This is a genomic window from Streptomyces sp. NPDC030296 (assembly GCF_055572815.1).
Genome location: NZ_JBVICQ010000004.1, coordinates 95,999 through 110,484, shown reverse-complemented (window position 1 = coordinate 110,484; position 14,486 = coordinate 95,999). Strand labels below are relative to the sequence as shown.

The following is a 14,486-nucleotide window of genomic DNA, read 5'->3' as shown; positions in this document are numbered from 1 at the left end:
CCGGGTGGTGCCCGCCGGGCGCCCACTCGTCGCCGGGCACGACCGGCGTCACTCCGCGAGGGGGTGCGGCCTGATGTGCGGTCTCAGCGGAGAGATCCGTTTCGACGGCGGACGGCCGGACCTGGCGGCCGTGGAACGCATGACCGACCGGCTGGCCGCCCGTGGACCGGACGGCAGGGGTGTGTGGTCGCAGGGCGCCGTCGCCCTGGGCCACCGACGGCTGAAGATCATCGACCTGTCCGAGTGCGGGGCTCAGCCGATGGCCGACTCCGCCGGCCGGATCACCGGTGTCTTCAACGGCTGCGTCTACAACTACAAGGAACTCCGAGAGGAACTCCGCGGACTCGGCCACCGCTTCTTCTCCGACTCCGACACCGAGGTCGTGCTCAAGGCGTACCAGCAGTGGGGCACCGACTGCGTCGACCACTTCTACGGCATGTTCGCCTTCGTCATCGTCGACCAGGACACCGGGCGGGTCGTCCTCGGCCGGGACCGGCTCGGCATCAAGCCGCTGTACCTGGCCCGGTCGCCGGGGCGGCTGCGCTTCGCCTCCTCGCTGCCGGCCCTGCTGGCGGGCGGCGGCGTCGACACCTCCCTCGACCCCGTCGCGCTGCACCAGTACATGAGCTGGCACGCCACGGTGGCCGCGCCCCGCACCGTCCTGAACGGGGTGCGGAAGCTGCCCGCCGCCACCGTGCGGGTCGTGGAGCCCGACGGCCGTGAGCGGGACATCCGCTACTGGCAGCCGTCGTACAGCCGCGTGCCGGAGCACGCGGGGCTCGGCGCGGACGACTGGCGTGACGCGGTGCTCGACGCGCTGCGCACCGCCGTACGCCGCCGCATGGTCGCCGACGTGCCCGTGGGCGTCCTGCTGTCGGGCGGCCTGGACTCCAGTCTGATCGTGGCGCTGCTGGCCGACGAGGGGCAGACCGACCTCGCGACGTTCAGCGTGGGGTTCGAGTCGGAGGGCGGTGTCGAGGGCGACGAGTTCCACTACTCCGATCTGGTCGCCCGGCACTTCGGCACGGACCACCACCAGCTGATGGTGCCCTCCGACCGGGTGTCGACGGCGCTGGACGCGGCGGTCGAGGCGATGAGCGAGCCGATGATCAGCCATGACGTGGTCGCCTTCCATCTGCTGTCCGAGCAGGTGGCGAAGGAGGTCAAGGTCGTCCAGAGCGGCCAGGGCGCCGACGAGGTCTTCGCCGGCTACCACTGGTACCCGGACATGGCCGCCGTCCCCAGGGAGCGGGCCCCCGAGGCGTACGTGGAGACGTACTTCGACCGCTCGCACGGCGACCTCACCGGGATCGTCCGGCCGCACATGCTGCCCGACCACGACGTGTCCGGCCGCTTCGTACGGGAGCACATGGCCCGCCCGGGCGCCGAGACCGCCCTCGACGCGGCGCTGCGGCTGGACGCCGAGGTGATGCTGGTCGACGACCCGGTCAAGCGGGTCGACAACATGACGATGGACTGGGGGCTGGAGGCACGGGTGCCGTTCCTCGACCACGAACTCGTGGAGCTGGCCGCCCTCTGCCCGCCGGAGCTGAAGCTCGCCGACGGGGGCAAGGGAGTCCTCAAGGCCGCCGGCCGGAAGGTCCTGCCCACGGAGGTCGTCGACCGGCCCAAGGGCTACTTTCCGGTCCCCGCCATCATGCACATGGCGGGTCCGGTACTCGACCGGGTGACCGAGGCCCTGACGGCTCCCGAGGCCACGTCGCGCGGTGTCTTCGAGGACGCGTACGTGGCCAAGCTGCTGTCGGCGCCGGACGAGCACCGCACCAGGCGTGGGGCGAACGCCCTGTGGCAGGTAGCTTTGCTGGAGATATGGCTGCAAACGCACGGAATCAGCTGACCGGGGTGCAGGGGAGCCGATCCCCGCGCCCGGCCACGGCAGCCCCGTCGGACCCGCCGGCAGCGCCCCCCTTCGGCGTCCAGGCCGGTGAGGACGTCGTCGACGGGGTGCCGTGGCTGCCCCTGGACCACGGCACCGCGCCCCCGGCCGCGGTCGGGGTCGCCCCGGCCGCCGCGTGGTCCGGGGCGACCGCCCTGGCGCCCCCGGCGTCGACGGCCCCCGTACCGGTGCCGCTGCCGGAGACCGCCGGAACACGGGACACGCCCCAGCCGCTGCGGTCCCACGGCTGCTGGTACCCCTCCGTCGACCCCAGCGGCAGACAGGTCGCGTTCATCTGCGACCGGGGCGGGGTGCCGCAGCTGTGGACCGGGCCCGTCGACGGGGACGAGGTCCATCTGCTGGACTCCGATCCCCACCCGGTCAAGGAGGTGGCCTGGTCGCCGGACGGCCGCTGGATCGCCTACACCACCGCCCCCGGAGGCGGCGAGCACACCCGGGTACTGTGCGTACGGCCCGACGGCACCGGGCGGCGCGTCCTCGCCGGTGCCGAGCCCGGCAGCTCGGCGTACCTCGGCTGCTGGCAGCACGACGGGTCGGCGGTCGCCGTCACCGTCGCCGAGCCGGTGCTCCTGCCGGCCGGGGGCGACACGGACGAGTCGCCCGCCCGCGCGGAGCCGGGCCTCGCCGACCCGCACACGTACACGCCGGCCCGTCCGCCGGGCTGGGCCGTGCGGGACGGCCGGGCCGTGCTGCTGGGCGGCCCGCGCTACGGCGACGCCGGGCCGGCCGCCCATCTCGCGGAACGCGAGGGGGGGACCGCCCGCGACCACGACCAGGAGAGCGACCAGGAGGCCGCGGGTGGCCTCGCCGCCTACCTCGTCGACCCCACGGGCGCGGCGGCACCCGCGTTGCTGGCGGTGGAACGCGGCGCCGCCACGCTGCGGGTGTGCGACCTCAGCCGGGACGGACGGCTCGCCCTGGTGCGCCGAGGCCCCCGCGGCCGCCGCGAGGCCCTCGTCGTGCGCACCTCCGACCTGCGGACCACGTTCGCGCTGCCGGTCGCGGACGGTGACCCGTGGATCGGCCGGTTCTCCCCCGACGCCACGACGCTGTGGCTGCGCAGCGACGCGGCCCGCGAGTTCGCCGCGCTGTTCGCCGTACGGCTGGCGCCCGGGGGCGAGCAGCAGGGCATCACCGTCACTGCGGAGCGCGAGGGGTGCGGTCTGGAACTGCTGGCGTTCGGCCGCGACGGGTCCACGGCGGCCCTGGCGTGGAACGTGCGGGGGGCCACCGAGCTGGAGGTCACCACCGTCTCGGGCGCCGCGGGCATCGCCTCGGTGGGGGTGCGGCGGTCCGTGTCGCTGCCGCACGAGGTGGTGACGCGGATGGCGCGGGCCGGCGGGGGTTCGGAGCTGGTGCTGGCGCTGTCCGGGTCGCAGCGGCGGCCCGGGATGTGGTGGCTCTCCGAGGGCGCCCCACGGCGCACCACGTGGTCCTCGCGCGACGAGGACGCCGTACCACCGGGCCGCTCGCCCGTGCGTCCCGTGCCCCTGCGGCCGGTCGCGCGGGACGGGCTGCCGCTGAGCGGCTGGTACTACCGGGCGCCGGGCCGGGCCCCGGGGCAGCCGGCGCCGTGTGTGATCCATCTGCACGGCGGTCCCGAGGAGCAGGAACGGCCCGTGTTCAACCCGCTGTACCACGAGCTGTCGGGCCGGGGGCTCGACATCTTCGCGCCGGACGTGCGCGGTTCCTCCGGGCACGGCCGGTCGTTCGTCGACGCCGATCTCGGCACGGGGCGGTTCGCCGCGATCGAGGACGTCGCCGACTGCGCGGCGCACATCGTGGAGGCGGGGCTCGCCGATCCGCGGCGGCTGGCCGTCATGGGCCGCTCGTACGGCGGCTATCTGGTGATGGCCTCGCTCGTGTGGCACCCGGAGTTGTTCCGCACGGGTGTCGCGGCGTGCGGCATGTCCGACTTCGCGACGTTCTACGCCGGGACCGAGCCGTGGATCGCGGAGTCGGCCGCGCACAAGTACGGCCATCCGGAACGCGACCGGGAGTTGCTGCACTCGCTGTCCCCGATGACCCGGATCGACGCGCTGCGGGTACCGGTGCTCACCGTCCACGGCGAGCACGACACGAACGTGCCGCTCGGTGAGTCCGAGCAGTTCGTGCGCGCGGCCCGCGAGCGGGGTCTGGAGGCCGAGTTGCTGCTGTTGCGCAACGAGGGCCACGACTTCCTGCGCGCGGACAGCCGGCGGGTCTTCCGCCGCACCGCGGCCGACTGGATCGAACGCCATGTCGCGGACTGACCGCCGCTTTTTGAATGGCAAATAACGGGCATTTACGGTCAATCGACGCATAGGTGTCCCGGTCACGGGCACTCGCCCGCCGAGCGGACATCCCCCACCCACGAGGAGTCGATCATGGTCATCAAGAAGATGCACGACATGGGAATCCGCAGTGAGCACGCCTACATCGCCGCCATGGCGTCCATCGGCCTGACCGTCGTCGCCTGGGCGGGGTCACTCAAGATGGAGCCCGGCACCGGGCTGGCCCGCGCGGACCGCTGGGGCCTGTTCGTCGGCGAGTGGGCGCCCACCTTCTTCGGCCTCGGCCTCGCCCTGTCGCACTACGAGCAGCAGGACGGCACCCTGACCGCCACCGTCCACGAACTGCGTGACCAGCGCGAGCAGAAGGTCGGCTGACGCGCGGGCTCCCTCGAAGCGGACCGGCGCCCACCGGCGTACAGGCGCACCGGAGGCGCACCGGATTCTCTGACACCGCAGGGTTCCCTGTGGTGTCAACCGCTGTTTCCGTGCTGTCCTCCGTGGTGCAGCAGGAGCAGCGCGATGTCGTCCGTGCGCCGACCTGCCGGGCCGGCCTTCTCGACCAGCTCGTCGATGAGCACGTCCAGGTCCCGGGTGTCGGCGCGCGCGAGGTGCCCTGCGAGGCGGGCGATGCAGTCGTCCAGGTCGACGCCGGGTCTCTCCACGAGACCGTCGGTGTAGAAGGCGAGCGTCATCCCCGGGGTGAGCGGCATCTCCGTCACCGGGTAGACGGCATCCGGGTCGATGCCGAGGAGGGGTCCGGGCGGGACCGCGAGGGGCCGGGTGTCGCCGTCGGGCAGGCGTAGCAGGGGCGGCGGGTGTCCGGCGCTGGCGAGGGTCACCCGGCCGTCGCCGAGGTCGAGGTGGGCGTAGAGGCAGCTGGTGAACAGGTCTGGGGCGAGGTCGGTGAGGAGCCGGTTGGTCCGGGCGAGCACCTCGCCGGGGGGTGTGCCGAGGGTGGCGTGGGCGTAGACGCCGGTGCGGACCTGGCCCATGAGCGCGGCGGCGGCCACGTTGTGGCCCTGGACGTCGCCGATGACGGCCGCGACGGCGGTGTCGCCGAACCGGATCAGGTCGTAGAAGTCCCCCCCGATCTCCATGCCGCGGGTGGCGGGCAGATAGCGGGCGGCGATGCGCAGACCGGGGACCGTGGGCAGGGTGCGCGGGAGCAGCGCCTGCTGGAGGCCGTGGGCGAGTTCGAGCTTGGTGTCGTAGAGGCGGGCGCGGTCGAGGGCCTGGGCGATGAGCCCGGCGAGCGACGTCATCACGGCCCGCTCCTCTGCCTCGAACTCGTGGGGACTGTCGTAGGAGAGGACGCAGATGCCCACCAGACGGCCGGTGATGATCAGCGGCAGGAACGCCCAGGCCTGCTTTCCGCTGGCGACGGGCGCCTCGGGGTAGAGGCGCTCCATCTCCGCGGGTTCGCTGTAGAACGCGGGGACCCCGCTGCTCAGGGCGCGCCCGGCCGGGGTGAACGCGGTGTCGAGGGGGAGGCCGTCGAGACGGGAGATGGCCTCGGGGGGATAGCCCCGGTAGCCGATGATGCGCAGCTTCCCGGCCTCGGCGGCGGACAGCACGAGCCCGTGGGCGCCGAAGGCGGGCATGATCTGGTCGGCGACCACGTCGACGACGTCCTGCACACCGACGACCTCGGTGAGGGCGGCGGCCAGGTGGGTGAGCTGGTACAGCCGGCCCGCGCGGGACGGCGTCACGGTGCTCGTGGACCGGGGGTGCCCCGGCACGGGCGGGGGCGCGGTGCCGCGCGGCACGACCCGGACGCTGATGCCGCTGGTGTCGGGGTAGAGGTGGAAGTCGAGCCACTGGCCGGGCGGTCGGCACGCCGAGAACGACACGGGTTCCCGTGTGATCACCGCGGCCCGGTAGCGGTCCTCGTGGAGGGGTTCGTCGAGCCAGCGCAGCGCCTGCCACGGCAGGGTACCCAGCAGTTGTTCGGGTTCCCGGCCGAACAGCTCGCCGGCGCCGCGGCTGACGTAGGTGAACCGGCCCTCCAGGTCCAGGGCGCAGCTGCCGCCGGGCAGGCGCTCCACGAAGTCCGCCAGGGCCATCTCCTCACTGGCGGACGGGCGGCCGGCCCCGGCGGGGACGACACGGGGGAGGTCGGCGGGCACCGGCGCGCCGTCCCGCTCCTCCGCCTCCTCCAGCAGCCGGGCCAGACGTCGGCACCGGGACTCGATGTGGCCCCGCTCGCGACCCGTCATGTACGGGGGGCGGCCGGTCGGCCACATCAGCAGCAGCGTCCCCCAGCGCCGGGCGCCGGTGACCGGGGCGGCCGCCAGGGCCAGCGGGTACGGCAGGACCATCGCGGTGCGCGGGAAGGAGCGGGCCATCTCCTCCTGGCTGCCCACCCACACCAGGCGGCCCTCGCGGGCGGCGACCGCCACGGGGGCCGGCGCGGCGACCGGGACGCGCGTCCAGGGTGCGGCGAACTCGGCCGGCGCGCCGCACAGCAGATGCAGGCGCAGCAGTTCCTCGTCCGGTGCGAGCAGATAGAGGGCGCCGATGGACGCGCCGATGCCCCGCACGGTCTCCGCGAACGCGGCGTCCAGCGCATCGGCGGCGGTGGCCGGATCACTCGTGCCGGTCACGAGGCACCTCCAGCGTCGCGGGCCACGGCCGGGCGGCCGTGGACGGGCCGCCGGCTCCCCTCGGGTGCGGCACGGCAGGCCGGAGTACCCGAGTGCCCTCACGCAGGACGTTACGCCGCCCCGGAGCGGTCGGCATGCCGGAACGGGTTGGGCAGCGGGAGGTAGCGGGCGTCCGCGCCGTCGGCCCGCGTCCAGCGCAGCAGCAGGTTCGTCTTGCCCGGCAGCGTCGGCGCGTGCAGGAGGTCCTCGACGCCGGGCACCTCGCGGTGCCGCGCCAATTCCCCGCGTACGGCGGCCCACACGTCGACTCCGGGGTGGTGTTCGGCCACGGCCGCCGCGACCTCCAGGACGTTGTTGACGAACAGGCAGTACACCAGCCGCTCCCAGCCCGCCTCGCGGGTCACGTCCGGCAGGAGCTTCACGCCCTCGGCGTCCCGGTAGAGGACCTGGACGGGGGTGCCGGCGGTGTCGCAGGCGACGAGGGTGTTCTGGAGGTGGGCCTCCAGGACGACGCCGTGGTGGTGGAACGCGCCGAGGGCCGGGGGCACGACCGCCCGCAGATACGCCGTCCACCATGTGTCGGGGGTGGCGGTGCGGACCAGCGGGTTGTCCGGGAACGCCGCGGTGTCCTCGGTGAGCGCGGCGCCGAGGACGGCGGTCGTCCCGGGGGCCAGGTGCCCGGCCAGTCCGTCGCGGACCAGGACCGCGAGCTCCTCGAACGCGAACGCGGCGGTGCGGTAGCCGCGGTCGCTCAGCCAGGCGCCGTCCGGCAGCGCGGCGAAGGCCGCGCGGGCCGCCGCGTCGGTGCGGCGCAGCTTGAGCAGGTCGTGCCGCCACAGACGCCGCACGTCGTTGGTGATCCGCACGTCCAGACTGAACTTGAGGAAGAGGTCCGGGTCGCAGGGGCCCGGCTCGGGGGTCGTCGCCCCGGCCCCGCCGGGGTGCCCCCGCAGGGCCTTCCCGGATACGTACACCGTGCGGATCGCGGCCGTCGGCCACACCTCGCCCGTCGTGTGCCCCAGCCGTATCAGCCGGCCGTCGGCGAAGGCCTCGGCCAACTCCTTCCCCGCCAGGTGGAGTTGCCAGGGGTGGGCGGGCAGGAGCCGGTAGCCGGGCGGGGCCGTGCCCAGGGTGTCGAGGGCGGTGGTGTCGCCCTCCTCGACGACGGTGTCCTCGCGGATCCCGAGCAGCGTCAGCGGGAAGCCGGCGTACGCCTCCGGCGCGTAGGGCAGCCAGGCGGCGGCCGGACCGCCGCCGCGCGCCTTGGGGGCGGGGTGGTACGGGTGCCCGGTGATCAGCGACTGCTCGGACCGCCGGTACGGGTCCCCCGGTGGCGTCGCCTGGGCGCGCGCCGTGAGGAAGGCGGCCACGGCCGCGCGGCTGTCGAGCATCTCGGCGGGCAGCTCGGGGTTGGCGAGGCCGGTGCGGAGCTGGAGTTCGTCGGCGGTGAGGTCGACGAGCTCGGCGTGGGTCAGCCGACGCCGGGTGCCGTCGGTGAGCAGCTCGGGGTCGGTGGGGCGGCGGGTGCCCCGGACGCGCAGGAGGCGGCCGCTCGCCGCGAGGCGGTGCACACCGGGTCCGACGGGCTCCCCCGCCTCCCGCAGGAGGCAGTTGAGCAGCGGCGCGGCGGCATGGGCGTCGGCGGCGGTGCCGACGTCGGCGCGGGGCGGGTTGGCGTCCACGGGGTCCATTCGTTCCACATACGGTGCATGTGTGATCAGTATGTCTGCCCGTGGTGGCGTGTCCCGCCGCCGTCCCGCGTCGCCGCGGAGACGGGCGGGCAGTGGCCGTACGCCGTTGTCGACGCGGTGCCCGTACCCGCCCGTCACCGTTCCCGCACCCTAGGAGCCCGTCCGTGGACCCACACCCGATGTCCGATGCCGAGGCGGCGCTCGGCGCCGAGCTGGGCGCCGTACGCCCCGATCTGGCGCTGCCGTACGCGGCGGCGCTCCCCGGCGCCCGGGCGGCCGTGCTGGCCCGGCTGTGGCGGGGCCTCACCCACGAGCCGCTGCCCTGGGTGGCGCGCCGGGAGAGGGCCGGGGGCGACGGCGTGACCCTCCTGATGACGGACGGCCGCCGGCTGCACGGCCCGGCGGTCGACCCGTACGCCACGGACGCGCCGGTCGAGCAGGTGTGGCTGGACGGGCGGCCGTACGACCGTCCGGCGCGGCTGATGAGCGCGCTGGCGGTGCCGCACAGCGCCGCCTTCGCCGCCGAACTCGACCACAGTGCGGCCTCGTTGGCGCTGTCGCGGGCCGGACGGCCGGCGGTGGCCCGGGCGCCGGAGACGAGCCGGGAGTGGGAGCAGTCGATGGTCGACGGGCATCCCTTCCACCCCAACTGCCGTTCCCGGCCCGGGTTCTCCGCCGCCGATCAGCTCGCGTACGGGCCCGAGCACCGGCCGGTCGTGCGGCTGGGGCTGGCGCCCGTGGACGAGGCGCTGGTGGTCGGGGAGTGGCCGGAGCGGTTTCGGGACGGCGGTCGGGTGCTGGTGCCGGTCCATCCGTGGCAGGCGGCGCATGTGCTCAAGTGCCCTCTCGGCGAGGTGGTCGAGGCGCATCCGCTGATGTCGTTGCGCACCCTCGCCCTCGCGGACGGCGGGGCGCATGTGAAGACGGCGTTGAGCGCCCGGCTGACGTCCTCCGTGCGGGACATCTCGGTCTACTCGATCGAGACGTCGGCGATCGTGTCGGACTTCATGGCGGAGGTCGCCTCCCGCACGGACGGTCTGCTGCACGTGACCCGTACGCTCGGCGCGGTCACCGCAGGGTCCCCGGATCTGGCGGCGGTGCTGCGGGAGTCACCGGAGAGGTACGCGGACACGGCCGCCGGTGAGCGGGTCGTCCCCGTGGCCGCGCTGGCGGCGACCGGACTGCCCGGGTCGCCGTCGTGGCTGGCGGATTTCAGCCGACTCGCGCTCACGGTCTGCCTCCGGCTGCTCGACCTGGGGGTGGCCCTGGAGGCACACGGCCAGAACCTCCTGGTGGTGCTCTCGCCGTCGGGTGCCCCCGTGCGGCTCGTCTACCGCGACCTCGCGGACATCAGGGTGAGCCCGGCCCGGCTGGCCCGCCACGGCGTCGCGGCGCCCGCGATGACCGGCCGCATCATCACGGACGACGAGACGACCCTGCGGCGCAAGCTGTTCGGCGCGCTGATCACGGGCACGCTCGGGGCGACGGCGGGTTCGACGCCCGTGCTGCGCGAGGCGCTCGCTGCGGCCGTACGGGACATGCCGCCGACCGCCGATCTGGCCACGTTGACGCAGGGGCCGGTACCGACGAAGGCGTTGACGACGATGCGCCTTTCGCCGGAGCGGCCGGGTGACATCTGGGCGGAACTGCCGACTCCGCTGCGGTGAGGCACGTCCGGCGGTCCTCGTGCGGAACTTGTCGCCCCGTCCGGTCGGGGGCTGCTCACCCGGCCGGGCGCCGGCCCGGCGGCCGGGGTGAACACCCGCGGTTCTCCGCGTCCTCGGGGCGCGCGGCGGGTGCCGTTGGCCGACGGGTGAACGGGCGGTCTCGTTTTGAAGCGCGGGCCACCTGATCAATAGGATCCGCCGATGATCACAAGACAACGGCTGGCAGCAGGGGTGTTCGCCCTGCTCGCCGCCCTGACGGCCGGGATCGCCGTCCCGTCGACGGCCGTCGCCGACGAGGTAACGGCCACCGCGCCGAAGGTCAACCTCCTGCTGGACGTCAGCGGTTCGATGCGGGCGAAGGACATCGACGGGCAGTCCCGGATGGCCGCGGCGAAGCAGGCGTTCAACGAGGTCCTGGACGCCACGCCCGAGGAGGTCCAGCTCGGCATCCGTACGCTGGGCGCCAACTACCCCGGCGACGACCGCAAGACGGGCTGCAAGGACACCGCGCAGCTGTACCCGGTGGGCCCGCTGGACCGCACCGAGGCGAAGACGGCCGTCGCCACGCTCACCCCGACCGGCTGGACCCCGATCGGCCCCGCGCTGCTGAAGGCGGCCGACGACCTGGAGGGCGGCGAGGGCACCAAGCGCATCGTCCTGATCAGCGACGGCGAGGACACCTGCGCCCCGCTCGACCCGTGCGAGGTGGCCCGCGAGATCGCCGCCAAGGGCATCGGCCTGACCATCGACACGCTCGGCCTGGTCCCGAACGCCAAGATGCGCGTCCAGCTCAGCTGCATCGCCGAGGCGACCGGCGGCACGTACACCTCGATCGAGCACCGGGACGAACTCACCGACCGGGTCAACCAGTTGGTGGACCGCGCGGCCGACCCGGTGGTCGTCCCGAAGGCCGTCGAGGGCGCCGACGCGTGTGCCGGGGCGCCCACGCTCACCTCGGGGCTGTTCACCGACCGTGAGGAGTTCAACCAGCAGCGCTGGTACCGGGTGGATGTGAAGCCGGGCCAGGAGCTGCGGGCCTCGGTGAGCGTCGCGGCGGACCGTGACGTCAACCCGCACTACGGGGTGTTGCTGCGCGCGGTCACCGTCAAGAACCGGGAGATCGTGCGCGGCGAGGCGGCCGGCACCGGCCGTACGGACGTCATCTCGACGGGTCTGCGCTATCCGAAGGCGGAGGCCGAGGACGAGGAGGACGAGGACGTCGCCGAGACCGTGTGCCTCCAGGTGACCCACTCGTACGCGGCCGCCGGCGGGGTGAAGACCACGCCCGGTCTGCCGCTGGAGATCACCGTCGACGTCGTGGAGGGTCCGGATCCGGCGAAGGACGTGGCGTCGTTCGGTCTCGGCCGCGGCTGGTGGCTGCTCGGTGTGCTGGTGCTCGTCGGGTTCCTGGCGGGTGTGCTGTGGGGCTGGCTCTCGCGCTGGCGGGTCGCGGTCTGGAGGACCAACTGATGCGGATCACACGTGTGTGGGGCGCCGCCCTGCTGATGCTGGCCCTGGCCGTCTCCCCGGCGGCCGCGGACTCCTCTCCCTCCGCGAGCCCGTCGGAGAACGGTGACGCGCCCACCGAGGCGGGCACCTCCTTCCGTACGGCGGCGGAGTTCGAGCAGGGGGAGACCGCGACGGCGAGCGCCTCGACCGGCGACTACCTGTACTGGTCGTTCCCCGCGGACGCCGGCGGGCGCCCCACTGTCAAAGCGACGGTGAAGCTGCCGGAGGCGGCCGAGTCCGCCTCGACGTGGCAGCTCGACGTGTACGACGGGCTGCGGCGCCGCCAGGCCTGCCAGTACGGGGCGCAGACGCGCACGGCCGACGCGGGGGCGGCCTCCGTGGAGCTGTCCTGCACGCTGCGCACGGTCCGCGCCTGGTCGGAGCCGTGGTCCGAGGACCCGCTGCCGGGCACGTACTACGTCCGGCTGACGACGACGCGGCTGGCCACAGGCGACCTCGGGCTGCCGGTCGGGGTCGAGGTCCGGGCCGAGTCGAAGGACATCGGCGGTGCGGCGGCGGTCGACGGCTCGCTGGCGCAGCCGCTCGTCCCCGGCATAGCGGTGACCTCGAAGCAGGACGACGAGGACTCCTCGGCCGAGGCCGTCCTGTCCTCCCTCGAACCCGACGACGGCTGGGCGTCGGGCTGGTGGAGCGACCGCTGGGTCTGGACCGCGCTCGGCGCGGTACTCGCCGCCCTCGCGGGCATCGGCGGCTACTGCCTCACCCGCGGCTCGGGCCGCCCGACGAGGGTGCCCCCGCCGGGCGCCTGACACCCCCGTGAAGGCCCGCCGAACCCTGGAATTCATCCGGGTCCGGCGGGCCTTCGGCGTGGACCGGCCCTCACCCCTCCCGCAACTCCTTCGCCAGGGCCCCCTCCCCCGACACCTCGACCCGGCCCGCCCGTACGGCGTCCCTGAGGGACAGTTCGCCGCGGCGGACCGCCTCGCAGGTCTCCTCGTCGAGGGTGAGCCGGGCGTCCGGCTCGCCCGGGGCGGGGCCGTCGCCGTAGACCGGGCCGTCCTCGGCGCCGGTCCACAGGTGGAACGTCCCTTCCTCCAGGCGGACTTCGACGAGCCCGGCGGCGCAGCCGTCGAGGTTCCGCAGCAGCGGCAGGGCGGACCAGTGCGCCCGTACGGCGTCCGTCGGCCGGCGCTCCCCCAGCACGCCCTCGCCCCACTCCCCCAGCGCCTGCAGCACCGGGAGCAGGTCCCGTCCGCGGCCGGTGAGTTCGTAGACGTACGCGGCCCCCGGCGGCGGCAGTCGGCGCCGGGTCGACAGACCGTCACGCTCCATGTCCTTCAGCCGTGAGGCGAGGACGTCCGTGCTGACGCCGGGCAGGTCCGCGTGCAGGTCCGTGTAGCGGCGCGGCCCGGCGAGCAGTTCGCGCACGATCAGCAGGGTCCAGCGGTCACCGACGAGGTCGAGCGCCCGGGCGGCGGAGCAGTACTGGTCGTAGCTTCGGCGAGGTGACATGCGACGCAGTCTAGACATGTCGTTGGACTTTCCAAGCACCCACTTGGTAAAACCAAGCAACACAACGAACCGGAGGGCGAGAGCGCATGGAGTTCCGGCAGTCGAGCAAGCTCAGCGAGGTCTGTTACGAGATCCGCGGCCCCGTGATCGAGCACGCCAACGCGCTGGAGGAGGCGGGCCACAGCGTGCTGCGCCTGAACACCGGCAACCCCGCTCTCTTCGGCTTCGAGGCACCGGAGGAGATCCTCCAGGACATGATCCGGATGCTGCCACGGGCCCATGGCTACACGGACTCACGCGGCGTACTCTCCGCCCGCCGCGCGGTCGCCCAGCGCTACCAGACCCTCGGCCTGGAGGTCGACGTCGACGACGTCTTCCTCGGCAACGGCGTCTCCGAGCTGGTCTCCATGGCCGTGCAGGCGCTGATCGAGGACGGCGACGAGATCCTCGTCCCCGCGCCCGACTTCCCGCTCTGGACCGCCGTGACGACGCTCGCCGGCGGCAAGGCGGTCCACTACCTGTGCGACGAGCAGGCCGACTGGTACCCGGACCTCGACGACATGGCGTCGAAGATCACCGACCGCACCAGGGCCGTCGTCATCATCAACCCCAACAACCCCACCGGCGCGGTCTACCCCAAGGAGATCATCGAGGGCATCCTCGACCTCGCACGCCGCCACGGCCTGATGGTGTTCGCCGACGAGATCTACGACCAGATCCTGTACGACGACGCCGTGCACCACTCGGCCGCCGCGCTCGCCCCCGACCTGGTCGTCCTCACCTTCTGCGGCCTGTCCAAGACGTACCGCGTGGCGGGATTCCGCTCCGGTTGGCTGGTCGTCACCGGCCCCAAGCAGCACGCCCGCAATTACCTGGAGGGCCTGACGATGCTGGCCTCCATGCGGCTGTGCGCCAACGCCCCCGCCCAGTACGCCATCCAGGCCGCGCTCGGCGGCCGCCAGTCCATCCGGGACCTGACCGCGCCGGGCGGGCGGCTGCACGAGCAGCGGAACGTGGCGTGGGAGAAGCTCAACGAGATCCCCGGCGTGTCGTGCGTGAAGCCCAAGGGCGCGCTGTACGCGTTCCCGCGTCTCGACCCCAAGGTCCACAAGATCCACGACGACGAGAAGTTCGTCCTCGACCTGCTGCTGCGCGAGAAGATCCAGGTCGTCCAGGGCACGGGCTTCAACTGGCCCACCCCCGACCACTTCCGCATCCTCACCCTGCCCCACGCGGACGACCTGGACGCGGCGATCAGCCGTATCGGACGGTTCCTGAGTGGCTACCGGCAATAGCGGAGAACCACTGTTTGACAGCGGTGAGGGTTCGGCCGGTGCGGGGGGCGGGTGATC

10 protein-coding genes are annotated in these 14,486 nt (G+C 73.6%); 7 read left to right on the top strand and 3 right to left on the bottom strand.

Annotated elements, in window-relative coordinates; translation table 11 throughout:
- Positions 1-73: 73 nt before the first annotated feature.
- The 3 genes from ACZ4Z3_RS12445 (at position 74) to ACZ4Z3_RS12435 (ending at position 4,566) form a co-directional block, all read left to right on the top strand.
- Positions 74-1,858, top strand: coding sequence for an N-acetylglutaminylglutamine amidotransferase (locus ACZ4Z3_RS12445; protein ID WP_468500928.1), 1,785 nt, complete (start codon positions 74-76; stop codon positions 1,856-1,858).
- Complete coding sequence (locus ACZ4Z3_RS12440) at positions 1,831-4,170, top strand: S9 family peptidase (protein WP_468500927.1); 2,340 nt, start codon at positions 1,831-1,833, stop codon at positions 4,168-4,170. The genes ACZ4Z3_RS12445 and ACZ4Z3_RS12440 overlap by 28 nt, the downstream gene beginning before the upstream one ends.
- Positions 4,171-4,284: 114 nt before the next feature.
- The gene (locus ACZ4Z3_RS12435; RefSeq protein ID WP_468500926.1) at positions 4,285-4,566 is read left to right on the top strand and encodes a hypothetical protein; all 282 of its coding nucleotides are present in this window, start codon (positions 4,285-4,287) and stop codon (positions 4,564-4,566) included.
- 95 nt (positions 4,567-4,661) lie between these two features.
- Here ACZ4Z3_RS12435 and ACZ4Z3_RS12430 read toward each other — a convergent pair whose 3' ends face one another.
- Positions 4,662-6,794 (bottom strand): SpoIIE family protein phosphatase, encoded by a 2,133-nt coding sequence (locus tag ACZ4Z3_RS12430; protein WP_468500925.1) that lies wholly within the window; start codon positions 6,792-6,794, stop codon positions 4,662-4,664.
- Positions 6,795-6,904: 110 nt separating this feature from the next.
- Positions 6,905-8,485, bottom strand: a complete 1,581-nt coding sequence (locus tag ACZ4Z3_RS12425) for an IucA/IucC family protein (RefSeq protein WP_468500924.1) — start codon at positions 8,483-8,485, stop codon at positions 6,905-6,907.
- A 179-nt stretch (positions 8,486-8,664) separates the two neighbouring features.
- On the opposite strand from ACZ4Z3_RS12425, the gene ACZ4Z3_RS12420 reads away from it, so the two are divergent.
- From ACZ4Z3_RS12420 to ACZ4Z3_RS12410, 3 genes are all read left to right on the top strand, one after another.
- Positions 8,665-10,152 carry an IucA/IucC family protein gene (locus ACZ4Z3_RS12420; RefSeq protein WP_468500923.1) on the top strand — a complete coding sequence of 496 codons (1,488 nt, stop codon included), beginning with the start codon at positions 8,665-8,667 and terminating at the stop codon, positions 10,150-10,152.
- Between the two features lie 201 nt (positions 10,153-10,353).
- Positions 10,354-11,622 carry a VWA domain-containing protein gene (locus ACZ4Z3_RS12415; RefSeq protein ID WP_468500922.1) on the top strand — a complete coding sequence of 423 codons (1,269 nt, stop codon included), beginning with the start codon at positions 10,354-10,356 and terminating at the stop codon, positions 11,620-11,622.
- Positions 11,622-12,431 (top strand): hypothetical protein, encoded by an 810-nt coding sequence (locus tag ACZ4Z3_RS12410; protein ID WP_468500921.1) that lies wholly within the window; start codon positions 11,622-11,624, stop codon positions 12,429-12,431. Before ACZ4Z3_RS12415 ends, ACZ4Z3_RS12410 begins: the two co-directional genes overlap by 1 nt.
- A gap of 70 nt (positions 12,432-12,501) precedes the next feature.
- Here ACZ4Z3_RS12410 and ACZ4Z3_RS12405 read toward each other — a convergent pair whose 3' ends face one another.
- A complete protein-coding gene (locus ACZ4Z3_RS12405; protein WP_468500920.1) occupies positions 12,502-13,134 on the bottom strand; it encodes a winged helix-turn-helix transcriptional regulator in 633 nt (210 codons plus the stop codon).
- Positions 13,135-13,220: 86 nt separating this feature from the next.
- Here ACZ4Z3_RS12405 and ACZ4Z3_RS12400 point away from each other — a divergent pair, with 86 nt between their 5' ends.
- The gene (locus ACZ4Z3_RS12400; protein ID WP_468500919.1) at positions 13,221-14,429 is read left to right on the top strand and encodes a pyridoxal phosphate-dependent aminotransferase; all 1,209 of its coding nucleotides are present in this window, start codon (positions 13,221-13,223) and stop codon (positions 14,427-14,429) included.
- Positions 14,430-14,486: the final 57 nt, after the last annotated feature.

Excerpts from the sequence above, each read along its gene's own strand:
- ACZ4Z3_RS12445 (WP_468500928.1), top strand. The coding sequence starts at position 74 with ATGTGCGGTCTCAGCGGAGAGATCCGTTTCGACGGCGGACGGCCGGAC.
- ACZ4Z3_RS12440 (WP_468500927.1), top strand. The coding sequence starts at position 1,831 with ATGGCTGCAAACGCACGGAATCAGCTGACCGGGGTGCAGGGGAGCCGA.
- ACZ4Z3_RS12435 (WP_468500926.1), top strand. The coding sequence starts at position 4,285 with ATGGTCATCAAGAAGATGCACGACATGGGAATCCGCAGTGAGCACGCC.
- ACZ4Z3_RS12425 (WP_468500924.1), bottom strand. The coding sequence starts at position 8,485 with ATGGACCCCGTGGACGCCAACCCGCCCCGCGCCGACGTCGGCACCGCC.
- ACZ4Z3_RS12420 (WP_468500923.1), top strand. The coding sequence starts at position 8,665 with ATGTCCGATGCCGAGGCGGCGCTCGGCGCCGAGCTGGGCGCCGTACGC.
- ACZ4Z3_RS12415 (WP_468500922.1), top strand. The coding sequence starts at position 10,354 with ATGATCACAAGACAACGGCTGGCAGCAGGGGTGTTCGCCCTGCTCGCC.
- ACZ4Z3_RS12410 (WP_468500921.1), top strand. The coding sequence starts at position 11,622 with ATGCGGATCACACGTGTGTGGGGCGCCGCCCTGCTGATGCTGGCCCTG.
- ACZ4Z3_RS12405 (WP_468500920.1), bottom strand. The coding sequence starts at position 13,134 with ATGTCACCTCGCCGAAGCTACGACCAGTACTGCTCCGCCGCCCGGGCG.
- ACZ4Z3_RS12400 (WP_468500919.1), top strand. The coding sequence starts at position 13,221 with ATGGAGTTCCGGCAGTCGAGCAAGCTCAGCGAGGTCTGTTACGAGATC.